Source organism: Cellvibrio sp. pealriver (genome assembly GCF_001183545.1).
Taxonomy (GTDB): domain Bacteria; phylum Pseudomonadota; class Gammaproteobacteria; order Pseudomonadales; family Cellvibrionaceae; genus Cellvibrio.
Genome location: NZ_KQ236688.1, coordinates 2,556,344 through 2,579,277 on the forward strand (window position 1 = coordinate 2,556,344; position 22,934 = coordinate 2,579,277).

A 22,934-nucleotide genomic window follows, 5' to 3' on the forward strand; every position below is an offset into this window, starting at 1 on the left:
CACGCTCAGGCTGGAGAAGTATATTTTGTGGACAAAAAATAACCGCACATTACGGATAAGCGACACCTAGGGGAATAGCCGAACCTGATCCCCCACTTGCGGCAGACGCACCACAGGATCGCCAACGCGCATCACTCCACCTTGAAGAACTTTGGCGCACAGACCACCGTAGCCAAACATCGCCGCTGTACCACCGGCACCCAGTGCTTCATCCATACGCGAACAGGGGTGACAGAGCGCATTGGTTTCAAGGATCACTTCGCCGATTTGCAGACGTTGGTAACGCAGCAAATTCATGTTCATTCCGGAAATCACCAGATTGCGGCGCAGCAAGCATGGATCAATGGTGGCATGACCTGTGTGATGGCAAATCTGCCGGATGTATTCACTGCTGATAAGCGTTACCTGACGAGCAGAACCGGGTGTTTTTTTCATGCGATGGTCGCCCACCAAACCTAGATCCACTACTGCTTCAGCCTGCCCCACTACGACAACTTCGCCGCGCCGCTCGCTGCGTAAACCAATCCATTCCAGTTTACCGGGAGCGATGTTGGTACAGAGCTTATCGAGCAGGCGGGCTTGGCTGTTCATCGGAAAATCCTGTCAGCATTAATAGTGGTCTTGCTGCATGTACTCAGGTGCGAGGTTATCAAAGCGAGTGTATTTGCCGATAAATGCGGCGCGGCAGGTACCGATTTCACCGTTACGCTGCTTACCGATAATCAGTTCGGCGATACCTTTATCGGGGCTGTCTTCGTTGTAGTATTCGTCGCGGTAGATAAACAGGATCACGTCGGCGTCCTGTTCAATAGCACCGGATTCACGCAAGTCGGAGTTCATCGGGCGTTTGTTGGGGCGCTGCTCTACACCACGGTTTAACTGTGAAAGTGCGATCATCGGACACTCAAATTCTTTGGCCATCCCTTTGAGCGAGCGGGAAATTTCCGAGATCTCCTGGGTGCGACCTTCGCCACTGCCAGCCACCGTCATCAACTGCAGGTAGTCCACCATAATCATGCCGGGGTTGCCATGCTCGCGCGCAATACGACGAATGCGGGCGCGCATTTCTTGCGGATTCAAACCGCCGGTATCATCGATAAACAGCAGTTTGTCTTTCAGTTTTGCAACTGCCGACGACAGCTTTGGCCAATCCTCTTCGGTTAGTTTACCGTTGCGCATTTTGCCTTGGTCGATACGGCCAATCGACGACATCATACGCATCACCAGCGCAGACGATGGCATCTCCATACTAAAAATAACAACAGGTTTGGGCTGATTGAACAGCGCGCCTTCGACAAAATTCAGCGCCAGCGCCGTTTTACCCATCGACGGACGTGCAGCAAGGATGATCAATTCACCCGGCTGCCAACCCGAGGTACGCTGGTCCAGCTCGGTCAGGCCCGAGGGTACACCGGTAATATCACTGCCGGAACGAAACAGCTCGTCGATGCGCTTGACGGTCTCTTTGAGCAATTCATTAACACCGACCAAACCACCCTCTTTAGGGCGATCCTCGGCGATTTCGGCAACGCGTTTTTCAGCCAGCTGCAGCAGGTCATCAGAATCCAAGCCCGCGGGATTCATACTGGACTTACTAATGTCCTGCGCCGCAGCGATCAGTTGGCGCAGGGTGGAACGCTCGCGCACGATTTTGGCGTAAGCGGCAATGTTGGCGGCACTCGGGGTGTTGTTGGCCATTTCAACCAAATAGCCCAAGCCACCTACACGCTCCAGCTCATCATGCTTGTGCAGCTCTTCCGAGAGGGTGATGACATCCAGCGGCTGGCCTGCTTCCTGCAAATTCAACATCATGCGGAAGATCAGCTTGTGGTCATCGCGAAAGAAATCCGCTTCTGAAATGACTTCCAGCACGGCATCCAGACGATTGTTATCGAGCATCAAGCCACCCAATACCGATTGCTCGGCCTCGACCGAATGCGGCAATGCGCTATGGCCGGCTAACTCGTTGGCGAGGCGATCCTCAAAGCTGGTGGTGTCGAAACTGGATTCAGGCATAAGTCGTTGGAATACGTATTGGTTTTTATAAAAGCAGGTTATCGGCCAAATCGAGTGCAAAAAAAATCGGGCACTAGCGGCACAACCAAAAGGTTGTCGATAGTGCCCGATTTCACCTTGCTTGTCAGCAAACGCTGACTTGCAACGCTAATGCGCCAAAGAATTACTCTGGAACAACAGCCAATTTAACAGCCTGGATCACTTCAGCGTGCAACTGAACATCGATCTCGTATTGACCGATTTCACGCAGAACGCCTTGTGGCAAGCGAACTTCAGACTTGGCAACAGCAACGCCAGCCGCAGTGATTGCGTCAGCGATGTCGCGAGTACCGATAGAACCGAACAAACGGCCTTCGTCACCAGCGTTGGCAGCGATAGTCACAGCCAACTGTGCGAGCTTCTCAGCACGTGCAGTTGCATCAGCAATTTTTGCAGCTGCAGCCGCTTCCAAATCAGCGCGACGCGCTTCGAAGTCAGCGATGTTTTTTGCAGTAGCAGCAACCGCTTTGCCTTGTGGCAACAGGTAGTTGCGGCCGTAGCCAGACTTAACGGTAACCTTGTCACCGATAGCGCCGAGCTTACCTACTTTATCAAGCAGAATAACTTCCATCTCTATTACCCCTTACTCGTGGCTGTCAGTGTATGGAATCAAAGCCAGGTAACGGGCACGCTTGATAGCAGTAGCCAACTGACGTTGGTATTTTGCTTTGGTACCAGTGATACGGCTTGGAACGATTTTGCCAGTTTCAGTGATGTAGGCTTTCAGGGTTTCAACATCTTTATAATCGATGCGCTTGGTGCCTTCAGCGGTAAAACGGCAGAATTTACGACGACGGAAAAAACGTGCCATGGTTATACCCCCTGCTCTTCTTCAAAGTCTTCAGCATCAACACCGTCTTCATCAGACAGGTCTTCTGCATCGGCATCATCACGACGTTCAGCGCGTGGCGGACGTGCTTTGCGCTCGCGGCCTTCTTTTTCAGCTTTGAGGATGAACGATTCTTCGGTGATCGCAGCATCTTCACGCAGAACCATGCTACGCAGGATGGCATCGTTGTAACGGAAGTTGGTAGTTAACTCTTCCAACACAGCATCAGAGCACTCAACGTTCAACAGAACATAGTGAGCCTTGTGTACTTTGTTGATTGAGTAGGCCAATTGACGACGGCCCCAGTCTTCGAAACGGTGAACTGAACCACCGTCAGCTTTGATAGCAGAGGTGTAACGCTCTACCATTGCAGGTACTTGTTCGCTTTGGTCCGGATGAACCAGGAACACGATTTCGTAATGACGCATTTATAGCTCCTTACGGGTTAAAGTCTCCCGGTATGTTGCAATAACAATCCAGTGAGACAAGGAGTAGCCGGTTTTTGAATGATTTCGCATTGCATACCCCCGGCCGGTTTGGGGTGCGGCATTTTACGGATTTGGTACTAGTGAAGCAAGACAAAAATCATCCAGCGCCTAATACCCCTTCTCTGGGGTTTTCCTGAGTATGTTTACCCAGGCTCGCTCCCGCTTTACCAAAGCCCTGTTAAACTTGCCTGTAGCGAACAGGAGGATTGAGTGATGTCCGCAGAATTTTGGGAAATCGGTAGCTATGTAGTAACCACCTTAGGTTTACCCATGGCGATCTTTGTCTTTTTATATGAACAGCGCAAAGAGCGTGAAAACGAAGAAGAAGAGGTCTATCAGTTACTGTCGGACAACTATCAGGACTTTTTAAAAGTGGCACTGGAACACCCGGATCTGCGCCTCTTTTCCACAACAGGAACCAGTAATCTCAACGAAGAACAAGAAGAGCGACTGCTAATTATATTAAGCATGCTCACATCGCTGTTTGAGCGCGCCTACCTGCTTCTTTATGAAGAGGATATGGAATCCAAGCAGGCGCGCCGCTGGAACTCCTGGGAGGACTACATCATGGAATGGTGCAACAAGCCACATTTCCGCGAAATGCTGCCCAGACTACTGACCGGTGAAGACCCCAGCTTCGCTGCTTATATTGAAAAAATGGCAGCACAAGCCAACCAACAGCCCTCTATTGTTACCAAGGCAGACTGACGCACCGCCAGCCCTCCCTCTTTATCCATCACATCCAACCGTTAAAAAGCCCTCACTCTGCGCGTCCCACTTTGCACTTTCGCTAAGTGGGGCTTCTCAGTTTTATACAACCCGCAAAAAACAGGAGGAACGCCTGCCTGCAGAGGTGAAATATTGCCCAACATGCAGTGGACTGACTGCATCGATAACAAACAAAAACGCTAACAATAATGAATCGAGAGGCAACTATGAAAATCCCCGCCCGCTACGGCACGCTTCCCTATGGACTGAAAACAGGATTACTGACAGTAGGATTGTTGGCACTTGGCCACACCGCACAGGCACAAACCTGTGGCTGGAACCAGGTATGGAGAGATGACTTTGACGGCACATCGCTCAACCGCAACTACTGGTCGCAGGAAGTGAATGGCGATGGCGGCGGCAATGGCGAACTCCAGTACTACACCGACCGCCCCGAGAACATGTGGCTTAGTGGCGGTTTGCTGAACATCAAAGCAATTCGCGAAGCCTACCAAGGCAAGAGCTGGACATCCGCGCGTCTGCGTACCAAAAACGCGCAAGACTGGACTTACGGCAAGATCGAAGCGCGCATCAAAATGCCTAAAGCATCAGGCACCTGGCCTGCGTTCTGGATGATGTCCACCGAATCGCAACGCGACAGCCACGGCTGGCCAAACAATGGCGAGATCGACATCATGGAAGCCGCCGGCACCCATGAAGACATCAGTGGCACTCTGCACTACGGCGCTTACTGGCCCTACAACGGCAACACCGGCTGGCCAAATCCGGACAACCTGATCGCTCCGGAAGCAGGCCGCACCAAGACCGATTGGCATACCTATGCCGTGGAATGGTACGAAGACCGCATGGTCTGGTCGATTGACGGCGTACCCAAAATTTCCAGCTCGCGCAGCAAACTTGATGGCGTAAACCCCGTCCGCTCCAACTGGGATTCTTTCTACAACCGCCCCTTCCACGTCATTTTAAACTTGGCGATTGGCGGCTGGTTCCCCGGCTTCCCCGATGGCAGCGAAGCCCCTGAGCAGTTAATGCAAGTGGACTACGTTGCAGTATTTAAAAACGACGCAAGCTGGTCGATTGAAGGCGATACCTATGTGTATCGCGGCGAAACCTTTAAGAAATACCGCGTCGATGGCCCTGCCAGTGCCAGCTACAACTGGTCGCTCCCTGCAGGCGTCAACATCGTTTCCGGTCAGGGCACACGTGAAATCGTTACCTCTATTGGCAATAGTGCCCGCTCTGGCAATTTCAGCGTCACCTTTAACAGTGGTTGCAGCCTGAAAACCGTAAGCAAGCCTGTCACTATCGAGCAAGGTCGTACCCAAACCCTCGCCAATTATGAGAGCGGGTTAGGGCTTACTCACGTGCAAAACGGCGTATCAATGGCCGCTGGCGCAGTCGTGAATAACCCTGCACCGGGCACAGTAAATACCTCCAGCAAAGTGTTGCGCTACACTCGCGATGCCAGCCAACAGTGGGATAACCTCAAGTTGACCGGCTTTGGCAAACTCAATGCAGGTGAGTTGCGCTCTGGCCGCGCCAAGATTTTTGCCGATATTTATTACCCCGCAGGCTCTCCGAACCTTTTGGGTAAAGAGATCGGCGGTGGTTTGGAAAACAATGCCGTTGTGAGCGTCACCCCAAGCTGGGATGGCAATACCGGCCGCCTTGCCCGCTTTAACGGCACCATCGGCAAAGCAGGTGAATGGCATACCGTGGAGCTGGGCTATACCGGCACACCGGACTCTGCAATTGCGGCAAGCCAGGCGGACAATCTGGTCTTGATGGTAGAGGCAGGCTCAAACCGCCCAGCCGATTTCTATCTGGATAACATCCGTATCGTATGGCCGGACAATGGTTATAGCGTCAAGCAAACCATCGCCAACTTCGATGGCACCAGCAATGGCGCAATCAAAGCAGCGCCTTACACCAGCGGAGTACGCACAATCGTCGCCAACCCTGCACCTAACGCTGTGAATTCTTCACCGAACGTGCTGCGTTATGTACGTGATGCCGGTGCCACTTACGATACTCTCGCATTCAACGGTATTACCGGTATTCCGGATGCCATGGATGCCCAACACGGCATGGTACGTGTCGCGGTTGATGTCTACACCACAGCACCTGTAGGCACCATTATTTCCATGAATCTGGAAAACGAGCTGCAAGTCAGCGCTGTGACTCCGGCTGATTGGCAAGTAGGTCGCCATAGCTTCTACCAAACCGAGACCACTAAAACCGGTCAGTGGGAAACGCTGGAATTCAATTACAACTTCCGCGCAGCGCTGGGTGATTGGGCAAATAACAAAGCTTCTGCACCGTTTACCGGCGTGGATCAACTGATATTCCTCATCACCCCCGGTGTGGCCAGTACTGGCACTTTCTACTTCGATAACTTCCGCGTGATGGAGTACAACAAAGATGCTCCTGCCACAGCGGGCAGCTCGTCTGCGCCGTCAAGTACAGCACCATCCAGTGCTGCACCTTCAAGCACAGCACCATCAAGCGTGGCAAGTAGCAGCAGAAGCTCCGTTGCACCGTCCAGTGTTGCACCATCCAGCACAGCGCCATCAAGTGTCGCACCGTCCAGTATTGCGTCATCTAGTAGCTCAGCAGCCTGTGGCAATTGCCCATCGGTATTGGTATCGCAAGGCCGTCCGGTGACCGCCAGCACCCAAATGACACCTGCTACCAACGCTGTAGATGGCAACCCCGGGACTCGTTGGGAATCCAACCATGGTATCGACCCTAGCTGGATCATCGTTGATCTGGGCAGCAACAAAGCCTTGACCCAAGTCGTGATTGATTGGGAAGCGGCCAACGCGGGTAGCTACCAGATTCAGGGTTCTACCAACGGCACCAGCTGGACCAACCTGAAATCGGTCACTGGTGGGACTTTTGGTACCCGTACCGATACCCATGCAGTGAACGGCAGCTATCGCTATGTGCGCATCTACGGCACCGCACGCAGTGCAGGCAACCAATGGGGCTATTCCATCTGGGAGTTGAAGGTTTACGCACAGGGCACACCGGCCAGCAGCTCTGCTGCCAGCTCCAGCCTTGCACCGGCAGCACCGCTGAATATTGTCGCCGCCACCGCCAGCACCGCCTTAACACCGGCAGCGAATGCGATCGACAAGAACGGTGGTACCCGTTGGGAATCATTCCATGCACTTGACCCAAGCTGGATCACATTGGATTTGGGCAGCGCCAAAACCCTGAGCAGCATTGCGATTGACTGGGAAGCCGCTAACGCCGCGACTTACACCGTGCAGGGTTCGAACGACAACAGCAACTGGACAACCCTGGCCACCCGCACCGGCGGCACCTTTGGCACCCGTACCGATACCCTGAATATCGCCGGTAGCTACCGCTATGTACGTATCCACGCAACCGCCCGCAGTGTGGGCAACCAATGGGGTTACTCAATCTGGGAAGCGCGTGTATTGGGCTGGTAGTAAATGCCCTCCTCCCAACCTCCCCCCAGAGGGGGGAAGGGGTAAAGAACCACTTTCTTACTCCTCCTCCCTCTGGGAGGAGGGAAACAAGCTCCCTCAATCCGTGCCCGCAGACCCGCTGGGCACGGATACCTTCTCACCCGGCATTGCCAGCAATGCCAATGCCGGGTGATTTTTTAGAACCGGTTTATGGATGTAAGCAAACAGGCTGATAACGGATCAGCTAACGGAAAAACGACAAGGCAAGACAGTGTTAACAATAACAAGCCAATTGATGTGAAAACTGCAGGCAAAACCTGGCTGCGATGTAAGTAAAAAACACAAATAACGAAGTGCGATTTTTTATCACTCCACCGAATAAAAAATAATTCCCTTGGAGGAACTATGCATTTACTACTACAACTCTCTTCTTTGAAGAGGAAACCCCTTGCTGCAACCCTGCTTGGCCTCGGCCTGTGTGCAGGCACAGCACAAGCCCAAACTGCCTACAACGATCCTTGGTGGGCCAGCCCTAATAACAACACCAGCTTTGTCGATCAATTCGATGGCGTGAGCATCGACCGCAATAAATGGCTGGTGGAAAAAAATATCTTTGTAAACGGCGAAGATATTGATTACCAGGACGTGGAATACCCCGCTGCTGACTGGACCTTCCGTGTCGGGCAGCCGGACGCTGGCGCAAGCGATGGCAAGGTGCTGAACCTGAAAGCCCGCTATATGGACGGCCAGATCCAGGACTACTACGGTGGCAATGCCGGACAAGGCAAGCCGCTGTTTATCCGCGCGGGCCGGATTGAATCGCAAATTACCGACGATTCGACCTTCGTCTACGGTAAGTTTGAAGCGCGCATCAAAATGCCGCCGGCGCGCAATGGCGAATTCCCCGCCTGGTGGTTATTAGGAAACTTCCCGGATGTGGGTTGGACCGCGTGTCAGGAGCTGGACATTATCGAGTTCACCGGTGCCAACGCGAGTAAAGCCCCGCAAACCCACTGGTCGGCACCCTACCCTGCGTACGGCGGCAACCCATTCGGTACCACTTACGCGCAGCTGGGCATTAACCCGAGCGACCAGTACATCACCTATGGCGTGATCAAAACCCCTGAGTCGGTTGAGTACTACGTCAACGGCGTGAAGACCTATACCTGGACCAAAGCCGAGCGCGGCGACCAACCCTGGCCCTACGTGACCCCGATGCGCATGATCCTCAACCACGCCATCACCCACGTGGAATGGCCGGATGTAGGCAACTACAACAAGTTCAGCACCGACGCGAACGTGGCCAACAAAACTGGCTACACCCGCACCACCAATGGCGTGACCGAGTATGAGTACATCGATACTGCAGCCATGAACACCAATATCGGCCGCACCGGTACCGATTTCCTGGTGGACTATGTGGCGCATTGGCCGCTGCCGACTACCGACAGCTGGCACAAGTACATCGACGAGAGCAAATACAGCTTCTTCCGCCCCACCAACAACACCAAAGGTTTCTACTCGCTGAAAGGCTGGATGGCACCGGTGTCGGTAACGGCAGATGCTTACTTGCAGGAAGGCGATAACGCCTACCGCGACAACAGCGCCAAGAACGCAGCGGACGGTTATGTTGGCTCCAAGTGGGCAACCCCACGCGATGACAACATGCACTCAGTCACCATCGATTACGGTGTGGACAAACCGATCAAGTACTTCTGGATCGAGTGGAGCTGGAACCTGCCCAAGTCCTACGACATTTACGGCAAAACCTCTTCCGGTAACTGGGAATACATCCTCAGCTCTGACCAACAGAGCGTAGGTTGGGCAACCCATACCTTTGATGTGAACAAGACTTACCGTTACGTCAAACTCGTTACCAAAGGCCGTATCGATAAAGCCGAGCCGATCTGGCTGCTGGAATTCAAAGCCTTTGAAGATGTGGCCAACGTTTATCCAAAACCGGCTGGCACTGCGCAAGTAGATCGCAGCATCAATGTGCTGGGTAACGGCGCGTTCAACGATGGTTTGGCCGGCTGGCAAGGCGAGAACTACGACGGTTCAGGTGCAGCCTATGCGGTGATTAATGGCGAAGCGCGCATCACTGCGGCGGCACAAGGTACCGGCTCAGGCTCATACCAGCTGCACACCTCGGGCTTTGGCTTAAAACGCAATTATCGTTACCAAGTGAGCTTCCGCGCTCGCGCGGCATCGCCACGCAACATTCAGGTGCGTTTGTCCGAAAACCAACTGAACCCATCCACCCCTGGCACCTATTTGCTGCAAACAGTCGCACTGGGTACCACTATGGCGAACTACAGCTTCAATGTGGACTTTACCGCGGGTGATAACGCAGGCCGCCTTGCGTTCCTGTTCGGCAACATGGGCAATGCGACCACCTTTATCGATGATGTGGTAATTCGTGAAATTGCTTACATCGGTTCCGGCGATCCATTGGTTCCAGCCATCAGCGCAACCAACTTTACTGGCGCAAGCTCAGGCTGGGAAAGTGAATGGTGGGGCGTTGCCTCACGCGCGGTCGATGGCTCAACCGGCAACAAAGCCAGTGGCCGTCCGGGTGTGGCAGATAATCAAGACCTGTGGGTCAGTGTGAATATCGACCCTGACTTTGAAGTAAAAGAAGTGTTGGTAGCAGGCGATAAATCGGCACCGCGCAGCCTTGCCCAGTTCAAAGTGGAATACGGCACCGCCAACAACACCATGATCGACTGGACCAACAGCAACACCGATGGCACTTATGAAGGCTTCACCGGCTTCAGCGCTTATCCACCAGCGAATGAACGCAACTTCCGCTTCTGGTTCCGCCCACCGGCAGGTCAGGTAGTTGAAGTGGCCGATGTACAGTTGATGGCAGTGGATCTGAAACCGCACCGCATCTATGCCATCAATTTGGACGGCGTAGGCAGCATCAGCCCGGCCGGCACCATCCGTTACAGCAAAAACAATACGGATTCCGCGACCTATACCTTCACACCACCGGCGGGTAGACAAGTTGCGAACGTGATTGTGGATGGTGTATCACTCGGCGCATTGAACAGCTACACCTTTAATGCGATTTCAGCGAGCCACACCCTTGCGGTGTCCTTCACCGGATCTGCACCGGCTTCATCAGTCGCCAGCTCCAGTGCGCCTTCATCAACACCGTCCAGCGTGAGCAGTTCAAGCGCACCGGCCTCGGTATTGGTATCACAAGGTCGTCCGGTGACTGGCAGCACCAACATGATGCCAGCCGCTAACGCCGTCGATGGCAACCCCGCTACCCGCTGGGAATCCAACCACGGTGTAAGCCCAAGCTGGTTGATGGTTGACCTTGGCAGCAGCCGTGCGTTGACCCAAGTGGTTATCGATTGGGAAGCCGCCAACGCGGCGAACTATGAAGTGCAAGGTTCTACCAATGGCACCAGCTGGACCACACTGAAAACCGTCACTGGCGGCGCATTCGGCAACCGCACCGACACCCATGCCGTGAGCGGCAGCTATCGCTATGTACGTGTATATGCCACTGCACGCAGCACCGGCAACACCTGGGGTTATTCGATCTTTGAATTAAAAGTGTATGCACAGAATGCAGCGGCAAGCAGCAGCTCCGTATCAAGCACTGCAACACCGGCATTGTTAACACCCGTGAGCGCAACCGCGAGCACGGCCTTAACACCGGCAGCGAATGCAATCGATAAAAACGGTGGCACCCGTTGGGAGTCAGCGCATGGTATTGACCCAAGCTGGATCACACTCGACCTGGGCAGCGCAAAAACCCTGACCCAAATTGCCATCGATTGGGAAGCCGCTAACGCAGCGAACTACACCGTTCAAGGCTCAAACGACAACGCCAACTGGACCACCATCGCAACACGCACTGGCGGTACCTTTGGCACCCGCACCGATACCGTTACCCTCAGCGGCAACTATCGCTACGTGCGCATTAACGGCACCACGCGCAGCACTGGTAACCAATGGGGTTATTCAATCTGGGAGGTGCGTCTGACCGGATACTAATTAAAAAGTATGACCGTTATTCGGTGACACCATTAAACCGCCCGCGATTTTTTGCGGGCGGTTTTTTGAATTCACTGCGATGTGAGTTTGACGTTGGATTTTATGTTTCGAAACCGTCAAGTCAGGGACGACTTGACGGAGCTACATGGATGTATTTATGCGTTTTCGAAACATAAAATCCAATGGCAAACGAATGCCGGAGTGATATCTACCACATAAAAAAGCGTTATCAAAAATCAACTAATGGACACGACCATGAAAAAATCTCACTCACTCTTTTTATCATTATTGTTATCACTGTGTTTAAGCGCCGCCGCAACAACCCAAGCAGCGGTCATCACCTTTGACGATTTGCCCGCAACCGAACTCGATGTAATTCCAACCGGTTATCACGGATTTAACTGGGGAGAATCCTTCTTCTCTAATGTCTCGTACATCCATAAAGATACAGCGCCTGACAGTGGTTATGAAAATGGCGTGATATCCGGTGACTATGCAGCATTTAACTTTCTCGCATCCACCAGCCTAATCAAAACTACCGGCGGTGAAACGTTTGATTTCAACGGTGCCTCTTTCGCATCGGCATGGAAAGACAACACCAATTTAATGGTGACCGGATTTTTAAATAACGCCGCGTTATTCACCCAAACCGTCATCATCAACACCAGCGCAGCACAGTGGTTTGATTTTAATTTTCTCGGAATTAATGCGCTCGAACTGAAAGTTTGGAATTACACACCGAATGATGGCAACGATTATTATGTGATGGACAACTTCACCTACAACCAATCCACTTCAGTTTCCGAATCCTCCTCACTCGTATTATTACTGCTCGGCGTAGCAGGCGTATTGTTAGGCCGTAAAAACAAAAAAGCCTAATCACACCACCGTCACAGCATCCCTGCTTTGCCGCTACCAAATCATTGGTAGCGGCATTTTTGTTTTTGGGGTAAAGCCAAACCTCATCCGTAGCCCGTATGGAGCCTAGCGAAATACGGGGGCTTTCCCCACATGGAAATATCTCCCCGCATTCCGTTACACTCCATGCGAGCTACGCGAACAATCACCTACAGACCTGAATACACGCACCTACAATTATCAAAGGATGTTAATAAATGCGCATAACACTCATAATGATACTGATGCTGTTTATTGCCGCCTGTAGCAGTACAAAAATTCATGTTTATACAGTGGGTGTTGATCAACACACCCAGCAACAATTACTTCAATCATTAAACACAGCAGACTTCAGCGCTTATCAAAAGACAATTCCACTACCGCCGTTAAAAGAAGGGGCTTACATCATTTACACGCCCGGCTCCCGCTCAACACACATCAATCAACAGATTGAACAAATATTGGAATCGCTGAATTTGCCCGCACCGGAATCCCGTCTGTTTAGTTTAGGAGAGGGAATTAGCGCGCACCGCTACACTAAAGGGAATGTCGGCCTTTATGTAATCAACAATACAGCGCAACAAACCGATAGCTTAAAAAAGCTTCTCGATGAAAGCAGCATATTGGATTGGGAACTTGGCTCTGTGAATTGTTCTGAATCTTATATTGTAGATTTTATGGGGGACGGCAAGTCCTATATTAGCCAGTTGGAAGACGGAAAAGAAATTTCCTCACTCGATTGGAAAATTCACAACAAACAATTGGTAATGACCGCATTGTTCAAACGCTACGTTTATGACATATCGGAAGCAGATAAAACCATAACGCCAAGCCAACAATACCCAGAACCCTACGGCTGCCAATTTCGCAGCAATTTTGAAACCACTGTCCATGTAAAACAGTAACGGGAAAACCTATGATCTATCAAGGCAACTGCCATTGCGGCGCGATAAAATTTGAAGTGGAAGCACCTGACGAGGTGGAAGTGGAAAACTGCAATTGTTCGATCTGCAATATGACCGGATTTTTGCATTTGATTGTGCCCAAACGCAATTTTCGTCTGATCAGCGGTGAAAACAATATCACCACCTACACCTTCAATACCGGCGTAGCAAAACATACATTCTGCAAAACCTGCGGCATCAAACCTTTTTATATTCCGCGCTCGAACCCGGACGGTGTAGATGTGAATTTACGCTGTTTAACCACGCAACCGAAAACCGTAAAGATTGTGAATTTTGATGGGCAGAATTGGGAGCAGTATGCCCACACCGTTGCGCACAAAAGTGTGTAACCTGCGTAGCCCGTATGGAGCCTGGCGGAATACGGGGGTTTCGCACAAGGAAATGTCTTCCCGCATTCCGTTACACTCCATGCGGGCTACGGTCAGGCTTTATGCCCAAGAATCCGCGACGGCAAAAATAACAGTGCACGTAAAAACGCAAATAGCGCATCAAATGTAATGCCTATCAGGCGGAAGGGTAAAGAAATCAGCCACACAAGCGGCCACAGTACCAACGCCAAAAGCGCCAATGGCCAACAAATTACCCATAGCAACAACCACAAAATAAACGTCAACATATTCCCCCCTTTTTTTGGACGTCTGTTTTGATTTAGATGCAGATTGCGAAGAATTGGATTCACCCCCCTCTTTTGCCACAAATGCCACACAGCTAAATTTATTGGCGCGACTACGGAAATTGCGCCAATATCTCCCACATTTCACAATTGCACCTGACACTAACGACAAATACGCTAATGGAGCCAGCATGATCATCCGCCCCTGCACGATTAACGATATCACCGCCATTTGTGCAATCTACAACCATTACATCGAAAACACTGTTATCACGTTTGAAGAAACACCTGTCAGTATTGAGCAAATGCGTGAACGGATTGATGCCATTACCCAAACCTTCCCCTGGCTGGTATGTGAGGTTCAGGGTGAAGTTATCGGTTATGCCTATGCAAGCAAATGGAAAGACCGCAGCGCTTACCGGCACACCGCTGAAGTCACCGTGTATTTGCACCCTGACAACACAAGCAAAGGAATTGGCACTGGTCTTTACACAGAATTAATTGCACAACTCAAGCAACAGGGAATGCATATGCTGCTGGCATGCATTGCATTACCCAACACCGCCAGTGAAAACATTCACGAAAAATTTGGTTTTGCGCAAGCCGCTCATTTTCCGCAGGTGGGATTCAAATTTAACCACTGGATTGATATTGGCTATTGGCAGAAAGCGCTGTAACGATGCAAAAAGCGCACTACAATGATTATCGATTCATACGCAAATCAATTGCACCACTCACCAGGAGGTTATCGATGAAATACAAATTAGCGATATTGGTATTATCTGCAGCAACTGGATTTGGCTGCAGTCCAAAAGAACCAACCGCCACCGACACAGCGGCAACCACATCAGTGGCAGCTTCTGTGGCGGCATCAGCAACACTAACCAGCACTGAATCTACTTCATCAGCCGCGTCGGAAAATGCTTCTGTTAGCCTCATGAATACCTATTGGAAACTGGTTGGATTGAACGGAAAAGATGTTGTGGTCATCGATCAGCAACGCGAACCCCATATTGTGTTTGGCGAAGACAATCGCGTAAGTGGTTCAGATGGCTGCAATCGCTTCATGGGCGGCTATCAACTGACAGATACAGCTGTAACTTTCTCGCAGATGGCAGGCACACGCATGGCATGTATGGAAGGAGGCGAACAAGCGCAAGCATTTACTGATGGGTTATCACAAGTTTCCCACTATCAATTGCAGGGGGAATATTTGGATTTGAAAGACAACACCGACAAGGTCTTCGCGCGCTTTATTGCGGTAGCGCTGCCTTAGTGTTAATTACTATTGAATCAATAACAACTAACCAACTGTTCATCAACAAACCCTGCGCGATAAACACTGATACATAAAAAGCCAGCCCGCAAAAGCGGGCTGGCAAAAAAAGAAAACAAACAAAAAATAAAATATTATTGCAAGGTCAAACTACCCTGCATAAGAGCGATGTGCCCGGGAAACGAACAGAAATAAGTGTAGGTCTCACCTGCGGTCAGTTTGCTTACCGGGAAAGTCACCGATACCGTCTCACCACCACCAATCAAATGTGTGAATGCAATTACCCGCTCATCACCCGCTTTGATGTAATGATTATCCACACCGGCAGCCAAGCCATCACTGGCAACACTTTTGGCATCCGCGGCTTTACTCAACACCCAGTTATGTCCCATCACATTTTTAGGCAATTTTCCGGTGTGCACTAAATTCAGGGTGAATTCTTTACAATTACTTTTCACCGCAATCGATTTTTGATCAAACTGCATAGAATCATTGCTGTTCAGAGTAAATGAACACTCATCTGCATGGGCAACTTGAACGCCAGCCAATAATAATGCAGACAATGCAAAAACAGACTTTTTCATAGCCGAGCCTCTCTAATAGTGGATAGTGAATCATGAGCAAAGCGCTACTTTACCCAAAATGCTCTACTTCAATCATTGCTATTAATGCTTAGATTGGTTAATGACGCAGACGTATCTTTACGCTCCTCCTTGTTAAACCGATTGTAGTACGAACCTCCGCAGGGTGGCGCGGTCAAAATTTATCGCCAATTACGCAGAAATTAACAGTTAGCAGCAACCAAGGCCGCTAGACTGGATTGCACAGGATACATCTCACACATTTATACTCGCTTGTAATAACGGGCAACAACAGATTTGGTTTTATTCATGATGAAAGAAACTGCAAATACGTCATTTCGTGTTAAGTATTTTGCCTGGTTATCCTGGCGTCGCCCCTGGGTATGGCTGCTTGGCTTATTGCTCAGTTACAACCTGGCACTTGCTGTTATTGCACCTATGGTCATTAAAAACCGGTTAAATGACATTGTTGTAAATCAATTAAAGCTCAATTTGGATATTGGGGGGATATCCATCAACCCTTATGAATTTACCCTTGAGATAAATGACGCAAAAATCTCCGGGCAAGGTTTGGATCAACCACTGGGGTTTGATCGTCTATTTGTTGATTTGCAATTGTGGAATTCACTGAGCAGTCTATGGCAGTTGGGCGAATGGAAATTCAATGAAGTGAAGCTCACTGGAATTTATGGCGAATTCAAACGCATCAACAGTACCACACACAACTTCACTCAGATTTTTAACAACCTTCAAACCCATTTAGCAAGTCCATCCGATAACAATACAACTGTTGCTGATACACTGAATGATGGCACCAGCGTGTCACCGCTAAAATTGTCTATAGAAAATATTTACGTGCAAGTTGAGCAATTCCACATTGAAGATCAGCTGCGTAAAAACACCTTTAAAACGGATATAGGGCCAATTGATTTTCACATCCAACAATTCAGTAGCCTGCCCAATACCACAGGACAGCAATCCTTACACTTAAAAACGGATCGCGGTGTTGAGCTGAGTTGGAAAGGCAATATTAGTGTTGCGCCTTTTGCCAGTAAGGGCGATGTCACCATCAATGGACCACTGTTAACAACACTGGCAGATTATTTCAGTGAAGAGTTTAGCGTTGCCATCACTACCGGCGATTACCAATCCACCTTTAAATACGATATTCACCAAACAAAAAGATCAGCCATAACGGTTCATATTTTTGATATACAAACCCAAGCGAAAAATATAAAGGCCTCGCAGCTAACCAATAATGCACCATTACTCTCACTTGACGAAATTATCCTGAGTGGAGGCGAATTCAAATGGCCGGAAGAACAGATTCACATACCAGACATCACATTAAGCACTGGCGATCTATGGCTAACGACTACACAAGATGGAACACTCAATTGGGCGCAATTAAGTGCGACAGACGACCATAGCGACGCAGAAAAATCGGCTTGGCAATTCACCAATAATACCCTGTCGGTCACTGGCATAAACTTGCACTATACAGATTCATCGATCCGCACTGCTTCACAAGTCAAGGTTAGCAATATTGCCTTTCAGGCAAAAAACCTGAGCACAAAAGAAAATCAACCCGTAGAAGTGTCTGCCAATTTTTATTTGCAAGGCGGAAAATTTGAATCAGCCGCAAGATTACAGATCAATCCACTCAAGAATGCCGCAGGCACTTACACCATTACAAAATTCCCGATGAAAGCCATTCAAACATTTATTGATGACTATGCATTGGTTGACATTACTGAAGGCGAGCTTTCAGCGGAAGGTAAAATCACTTCAAAAGAAGAGGTCATTCAAATTCAAGGAAATGCACTGATTGACCAATTCACGTTGCAAGAGAAATCATCCGCAAAACCAATACTCACATGGTCACAACTGAGGATTAACCGCATAATTGCCAATACCCAAGATAAAAAAATCAACATCGGACGTATGCGTTTTGATAAAGCGTTTGCAGACTTCAATGTATTCCCGGATGGTAGCCACACGCTATCCAGAGTATTAGTGTTACCTGAAATTCCTGCTGAACCCGCACCTGTGGCAACAACCGACCCCGCCAGCGAATTTACCTATTTAATTGGCCGTATTGATTTTGATGATGCGAGCGGAAAATTTTCCGATGCATCGCTCCCACTGCCGTTCTCGGCTGACATTACCCACATCAACGGCACTATTTCCACATTGGATTCAACCAGCAACACACCCGCCGATGTAAAACTGGAAGGGCAAGTCAGCGATTTTGGTGAAATGGTAATGAGCGGCGCGATTTTCCCGCTGGAGCCAACACAAAAAACGCGCATGGCGTTAGCGTTTAATAATATTGATATTGCTGATTTTTCGCCCTACTCGATTAAATTCGCAGGGCGTGAAATTGCCAAAGGGAAAATGGATCTCGATCTGGAATATGAAATCAATAAAAGCCAAATGCTGGGGAAAAACAATATTGTGCTGCACGATTTCGCGCTAGGTAAAAAAGTCGCGCAACCTGGCGCTGCCGATTTACCGCTCGACCTTGCCATCGCGCTACTAAAAGATAAAGACGGCACCATACGCGCAGACCTGCCCGTGCAAGGGAATATTGACGATCCGAAGTTTGATTACAGTAAAACCATTCGCCGCGCGTTGAGCAAACTAATCACCAATGTTGCCGCAGCACCATTTCGCTTTTTGGCGGGATTGGTCGGCGTGGGCAATAACAAAGATTTAGGTTACATCAGCTTTTTTGCTGGCCGCACCGATTTATCGCCCGCACAAACTGAAAAAGTCCAACAGTTAGGCGAGGCAATGCTCAAACGCCCGGATTTGCAAATTACAATCGCAGGCGTTTACTCGGCAGCGTTTGATACAGACACACTCAAAGAAGAAAAATTTAATGCCGCGTTGCGCGAGCAAATATCCCAAAACCTTACCGATGCCAATATCGGTTCGCGCAAGTACATAGCAACACTGGAAAAACTCTACGAAGAAAAAAACCTCACGCCCAGCCTTGATGAGTTAAAACGCAATGCGCTTAACCAGCAGGATGACGACAATGACAATGTGGATCGCTTGACCTATGTACGCTCAGTGAAAGACGCACTAGTGGCAACGGAAGTTATTACGCATGAGGATCTCATGCAACTGGCAGACAACCGCGCCAAAATAGTTTATGACCAACTGATTAAAACGCCGGGCATCAACATCAACCACATCAAAATGGCAGCCGCTCACGAAGGGCAACTGAACAAAGACAACAAATTAAAACTGGAACTGAAAGCCAGTTTGAAAAAAACCAAAAGCCAAAAAATCGCATCGCAATAAAAAATCCCCGCCAATTTTCATTGGCGGGGATTTTTTGCAAAGGCAGGTTCAAACACCACTAGCCTTTTTGCCGATATTCCGTTGGCGTAATCCCTACCATGCGCTTAAAGAAACGATGAAAGGCTGAGGGGCTGTTAAAGCCGGATTTGTAGATAATTTCAAGAATGGTTTCGTCTTTGAATTCGGGCGCAACGAGCAAACGTTTGGCTTCTTCTACACGGTAACGGTTGATAAATTCAAAGAAGTTGCTCTGGTAATGCATTTTCAAAATCGCGGAAATATCGCGCGGCTTTAATCCTATCTGTTCGGCAAAGCGTTCAAGGTTGATATTGCTCTCCAAGTACAATTTATCTTCATGGATCGCCTTTTCAATAATCTCAACCTTGTGATCCATTTTGCTGGGCTGTACCGGTTTTGCTGCGGGTACAACATGCACGCTAAGCAACTGCCGGGTGTTGATCAGGCCAAATACAAACAGCCCGTTTACCAGAATGACGGTGAGGTAATTGTCGATAATCCCGAGCGTATCGCTCACCGATGCACTTACTAATCCTTCCAATAAATACGCCAGCAATGACCACAGCCAATGCAAACAAAAACCGGCCAGTACTACATCGGCCAATTTCAATTCCGACATAGCAATATCGGAATACAAATGTTTTAGCTGCTCACGCAATTTGTATTCTGCGATCACGCAGGCAATGATGTAACCCAAGGGCGATAGTTTTACCAATGCCCACAGAAATGCCACCACGGCATTTTCCACACCGGTAAGTTCCGTTGCAGGCTGCCATTCCAAACTATCGATACCAAAAGCCACCAATAAAATGACCGCAATAAGCGCCGGAGCGAGGTGCAACAAGTTGCGCCAGCGCAACAGCACAATATGCTGCGAGAGCGAACGCAAGTAGAAATACAACACAGGCCCTTGCAGCAACAGGCAAGCGGCCAGCACAGTGACAACGACAGGTGTGTGATTGATTGCGGCGGTTTTCAAATCGCCATTCCAAACGATCAACGTGGTGGTCAACACAAGCGCAATCAGTACAAAAAAACCCGCCAGAATACGCCGGGGCTGGATATGTTTTGCGGGCAACAGGTTTAATAGCACCGCCAACACACCGCACTCCACTGCGGTGAGCACCAGTACCAGGTCATGAATATTTAGAAAGTTAGTTTTCATCAGGTCTTTCTCTGCGTCTCTCTAGGTCGCTTTCGCTCTTGCTCTCTTACAACGACAACGGAGCATGATGCGTGTCGATTGTGGTTAATCGATCAAGCAATTTTAATAGTTATCTGTAGATCAGGTTAGTGCAAATCACTTGCACTGCTTATCAGCACCCATCGTTATTCAATGCAATTTGAAAAGGCGACTTGGATAAACACTATTTGAATACGCAATGCTTGGCGTAGTCTTTGGCTTCGTTCATGGTGAGTTCGCCCTTGGGTTTTTCTTCAATATTTTTACACCACTCAGGGCTGCCAACTTCAGGCGCGCAGGCCGTCATCAGGGAGGCAGAGGCAATAACCAATAGCAATTTAACGGCGGTTGAAAACGTGTGCATATAGAATCCGGATTATTCGAGTTGTCAGTGGGTTGTGGCTGATAGCGGTGTCAGGCCCCTATCAACAAGCGCACAGGGCAAGGATAGCAGAGCTCTTTGTTAAAGAATGCAGGATTTCGTTAATAAAAAACGCCCGCGTGATAAGCGCGGGCGTTGCGGACGATCGCGAGCGGAATCACAGCGCAGCAGTATCGCACTGCGCTGTACCTTCACTGTTTATCGATCAGGGTAAGCTTTTCAGGTGATTGCCAACCGGTACCGAGAAGATGCGGCCATCTTTCACATCCCAGTTGATTGACCAGGTCATCACACCACGGAAGTCACCATAGGCCGCCAGTGGCAGGTTGCTACCGCAATTGGTGCGTTTAACCAAACAATCGACCGCCTTGTTGATGTCAGCTGTTGTTGCCTGGCCAGAGTTTGCAGCGCGTGGGCCAGATGGTAAACCCAGTGCAACCTGATCAGGGCGCAAACCTCTGAAGGTGCCCGCAGTACCATTTGCCAGAGGGAAACCTTCAATCAACATACGCGCAGAAGCGACCATCATATCCACTGTGCCTGCCTGATAAGGCTGGGCGGCATAAGGTGTTGCCAGACCGCCGTTGTTGTAAAGCTGCACGTGCAACAGATCCAATTCATTGCGCAATTGGTCGATCATCGGCAAGTACGCACCCCAGATTCCGGTGTAGGCCACATAACCACCCTGAACATAAGGATGCTCAGGTGCCATGGACACGTAGAAGTCCGGATACATCGCATTCAATTGTTTGATCGCCGATACCATGTTGTTGATCACTGGCGCACCGTGCATAACACCGGCACCAGATTCCAGATCGATATCGACACCATCAAAACCGTACTCATTGATAATCGATGCAGTACTGTTAACGAAGTTGGCCAGATTGGTTGAGTTATTCAGTGTCACTGTGCCTTTTTCACCGCCGTAAGACAGCACGATGTTTTTGCCTTGCGCACGCTTGGTCGCAACATCCTGAATAAATTGCGCTTTGTTCAATGCAGGATCCAAACGGAATTCCACACTGCCATTGCCCGCATCCTCAACGAAAGCGATAACGATCACATCCCATGCCGGATCAACATCCGCCAAACGAATCACACCACTGCCGTTATCAAAGTTGTGCCAGTAACCCACCAGCGCATGCTTCGGCAGTGCGGCTGCATCACCGGGAACACGGCCATTGCCACTGACACTGGATGATGAACGGCTGCTCACACTGCTGGACGATTTGGAAGACGGTGCAACAGAAGAACTGGAGCTTGGCGCAACACTGCTCGGTACACTGCTGGATGCAGCGCCGCAGGATTTGACCAACGACCAGGCATCTTGCCAATGAGCACCGGTGCCGGGAGCATAAGCCCATGCCGCAGTAGAACCACACCAACCAGCAATGTTACAACGGTATTCACTACCGGCATTTTGCACTAACTGACCCGTTGCATAAGCCGTACCCGCAACATATTGCGGTGATGAACAATTGCCACCGGAAATCGATGAACTGGATGGCGCAACTGAACTGGATGATTTTGAACTGGGCGCAACACTGCTGGGCGCAGCAGACGATGGCGCAACCGAACTACGGATTGAAGAAGAGGCAGCACCATCGCACGTACCCAGTAATGCCCACTCTTGCCATTGACCGGAATAGCTGGCCGGGCTATGACCTTGCGACCACCAATTGGCCTTATATGCCTTGCCTGCCTCTTGTACCTGGGTACCACCACCATAGGCTGCTGCACTATTCCATACCGGCAAACCGGAACAATTAACGGCAAATGCACTACTGGATAACAAGCCCGCGCCTAATGCGGCGAGCGCAATAATTGAACGTTTCATAGACCCCTCACTGTATTTGTTATTTCTGGTTTACTGCGTTGATGTAATGCGTTGATGTAAAAAGAAACGCGACAGACAAAAATTTCAGGCAATAGCAAACCGTAAAGAAATTGCAAAAATTTCTTTTTAGTTAAAAACGCAACGTGATTTTTTTGAGTGGCTCCGGGGATCAAGTACTTGTGCTGCAATTTTTATTTACCCTGCAACACTTGTCCGTACTTTAAGAGACACACCCTTCCTGTTTACAACGCTAATGAGATCCATCCGAGATATTCAAGGTGTAAGCCTTGAACAGCGATCCTGAACTTTGTCCTCGAC

Annotated in this window: 19 protein-coding genes and 2 pseudogenes; 10 read left to right on the forward strand and 11 right to left on the reverse strand. The window is 49.8% G+C overall.

Annotated elements, in window-relative coordinates; all coding sequences use genetic code 11:
- Positions 1-66 precede the first annotated feature (66 nt).
- The 5 genes from VC28_RS11110 to rpsF all read right to left on the reverse strand — a co-directional run bounded on the left by VC28_RS11110 (position 67) and on the right by rpsF (position 3,312).
- Entirely contained in the window at positions 67-591 is a 525-nt protein-coding gene (locus VC28_RS11110; RefSeq protein WP_049630698.1) for an MOSC domain-containing protein, read from the reverse strand.
- A gap of 18 nt (positions 592-609) precedes the next feature.
- Positions 610-2,016 (reverse strand): replicative DNA helicase, encoded by a 1,407-nt coding sequence (gene dnaB, locus VC28_RS11115; protein WP_255356016.1) that lies wholly within the window; start codon positions 2,014-2,016, stop codon positions 610-612.
- A 163-nt stretch (positions 2,017-2,179) separates the two neighbouring features.
- Complete coding sequence (gene rplI / locus VC28_RS11120) at positions 2,180-2,626, reverse strand: 50S ribosomal protein L9 (RefSeq protein ID WP_049630699.1); 447 nt, start codon at positions 2,624-2,626, stop codon at positions 2,180-2,182.
- A 12-nt stretch (positions 2,627-2,638) separates the two neighbouring features.
- Positions 2,639-2,866 (reverse strand): 30S ribosomal protein S18, encoded by a 228-nt coding sequence (rpsR, locus tag VC28_RS11125; protein WP_007643439.1) that lies wholly within the window; start codon positions 2,864-2,866, stop codon positions 2,639-2,641.
- Between the two features lie 2 nt (positions 2,867-2,868).
- Entirely contained in the window at positions 2,869-3,312 is a 444-nt protein-coding gene (rpsF, locus tag VC28_RS11130; RefSeq protein ID WP_049630700.1) for a 30S ribosomal protein S6, read from the reverse strand.
- Between the two features lie 273 nt (positions 3,313-3,585).
- On the opposite strand from rpsF, the gene VC28_RS11135 reads away from it, so the two are divergent.
- Complete coding sequence (locus tag VC28_RS11135; protein WP_197085514.1) at positions 3,586-4,080, forward strand: hypothetical protein; 495 nt, start codon at positions 3,586-3,588, stop codon at positions 4,078-4,080.
- Positions 4,081-4,541: 461 nt separating this feature from the next.
- Positions 4,542-5,381, forward strand: a pseudogene (locus VC28_RS20100) (family 16 glycosylhydrolase); the annotation flags it as partial.
- 1,103 nt (positions 5,382-6,484) lie between these two features.
- On the opposite strand, the gene VC28_RS20105 reads toward VC28_RS20100, so the two are convergent.
- Positions 6,485-6,862 carry a pentapeptide repeat-containing protein gene (locus tag VC28_RS20105; protein ID WP_369799057.1) on the reverse strand — a complete coding sequence of 126 codons (378 nt, stop codon included), beginning with the start codon at positions 6,860-6,862 and terminating at the stop codon, positions 6,485-6,487.
- Here VC28_RS20105 and VC28_RS20110 point away from each other — a divergent pair.
- The 5 genes and pseudogenes from VC28_RS20110 to VC28_RS11160 form a co-directional block, all read left to right on the forward strand.
- Positions 6,774-7,559, forward strand: a pseudogene (locus VC28_RS20110) (discoidin domain-containing protein); the annotation flags it as partial. The gene VC28_RS20105 and the pseudogene VC28_RS20110 sit on opposite strands and share 89 nt — an antisense overlap.
- Positions 7,560-7,943: 384 nt before the next feature.
- Positions 7,944-11,552: a discoidin domain-containing protein gene (locus tag VC28_RS11145; protein WP_049630703.1), complete on the forward strand. Its 3,609-nt coding sequence runs from the start codon at positions 7,944-7,946 to the stop codon at positions 11,550-11,552.
- Between the two features lie 255 nt (positions 11,553-11,807).
- Positions 11,808-12,431 carry a PEP-CTERM sorting domain-containing protein gene (locus VC28_RS11150; RefSeq protein WP_053094192.1) on the forward strand — a complete coding sequence of 208 codons (624 nt, stop codon included), beginning with the start codon at positions 11,808-11,810 and terminating at the stop codon, positions 12,429-12,431.
- A 236-nt stretch (positions 12,432-12,667) separates the two neighbouring features.
- Complete coding sequence (locus tag VC28_RS11155) at positions 12,668-13,354, forward strand: hypothetical protein (protein ID WP_049630705.1); 687 nt, start codon at positions 12,668-12,670, stop codon at positions 13,352-13,354.
- 11 nt (positions 13,355-13,365) lie between these two features.
- On the forward strand, positions 13,366-13,743 hold the full coding sequence (locus tag VC28_RS11160; RefSeq protein ID WP_049630706.1) for a GFA family protein: 378 nt from the start codon (positions 13,366-13,368) through the stop codon (positions 13,741-13,743).
- Between the two features lie 92 nt (positions 13,744-13,835).
- Here the strand turns inward: VC28_RS11160 and VC28_RS11165 are convergent, their stop codons facing one another.
- Positions 13,836-14,030: a hypothetical protein gene (locus VC28_RS11165; RefSeq protein ID WP_049630707.1), complete on the reverse strand. Its 195-nt coding sequence runs from the start codon at positions 14,028-14,030 to the stop codon at positions 13,836-13,838.
- Between the two features lie 188 nt (positions 14,031-14,218).
- Here VC28_RS11165 and VC28_RS11170 point away from each other — a divergent pair, with 188 nt between their 5' ends.
- A complete protein-coding gene (locus VC28_RS11170) occupies positions 14,219-14,704 on the forward strand; it encodes an arsinothricin resistance N-acetyltransferase ArsN1 family B (RefSeq protein WP_049630708.1) in 486 nt (161 codons plus the stop codon).
- Positions 14,705-14,778: 74 nt separating this feature from the next.
- On the forward strand, positions 14,779-15,303 hold the full coding sequence (locus tag VC28_RS19570; RefSeq protein WP_197085515.1) for an META domain-containing protein: 525 nt from the start codon (positions 14,779-14,781) through the stop codon (positions 15,301-15,303).
- Positions 15,304-15,437: 134 nt separating this feature from the next.
- On the opposite strand, the gene azu is transcribed toward VC28_RS19570, so the two are convergent.
- Positions 15,438-15,887, reverse strand: coding sequence for an azurin (gene azu / locus VC28_RS11185; RefSeq protein ID WP_049630711.1), 450 nt, complete (start codon positions 15,885-15,887; stop codon positions 15,438-15,440).
- Between the two features lie 306 nt (positions 15,888-16,193).
- On the opposite strand from azu, the gene VC28_RS11190 reads away from it, so the two are divergent.
- Entirely contained in the window at positions 16,194-19,196 is a 3,003-nt protein-coding gene (locus tag VC28_RS11190; RefSeq protein WP_049630712.1) for a DUF748 domain-containing protein, read from the forward strand.
- Positions 19,197-19,254: 58 nt separating this feature from the next.
- Here VC28_RS11190 and VC28_RS11195 read toward each other — a convergent pair whose 3' ends face one another.
- The 3 genes from VC28_RS11195 to VC28_RS11205 all read right to left on the reverse strand — a co-directional run bounded on the left by VC28_RS11195 (position 19,255) and on the right by VC28_RS11205 (position 22,616).
- Positions 19,255-20,379 (reverse strand): AraC family transcriptional regulator, encoded by a 1,125-nt coding sequence (locus VC28_RS11195; protein WP_049630713.1) that lies wholly within the window; start codon positions 20,377-20,379, stop codon positions 19,255-19,257.
- Positions 20,380-20,581: 202 nt separating this feature from the next.
- The gene (locus VC28_RS11200; RefSeq protein WP_049630714.1) at positions 20,582-20,761 is read right to left on the reverse strand and encodes a DUF3012 domain-containing protein; all 180 of its coding nucleotides are present in this window, start codon (positions 20,759-20,761) and stop codon (positions 20,582-20,584) included.
- Between the two features lie 223 nt (positions 20,762-20,984).
- Entirely contained in the window at positions 20,985-22,616 is a 1,632-nt protein-coding gene (locus tag VC28_RS11205; protein WP_049630715.1) for a chitinase, read from the reverse strand.
- Positions 22,617-22,934: the final 318 nt, after the last annotated feature.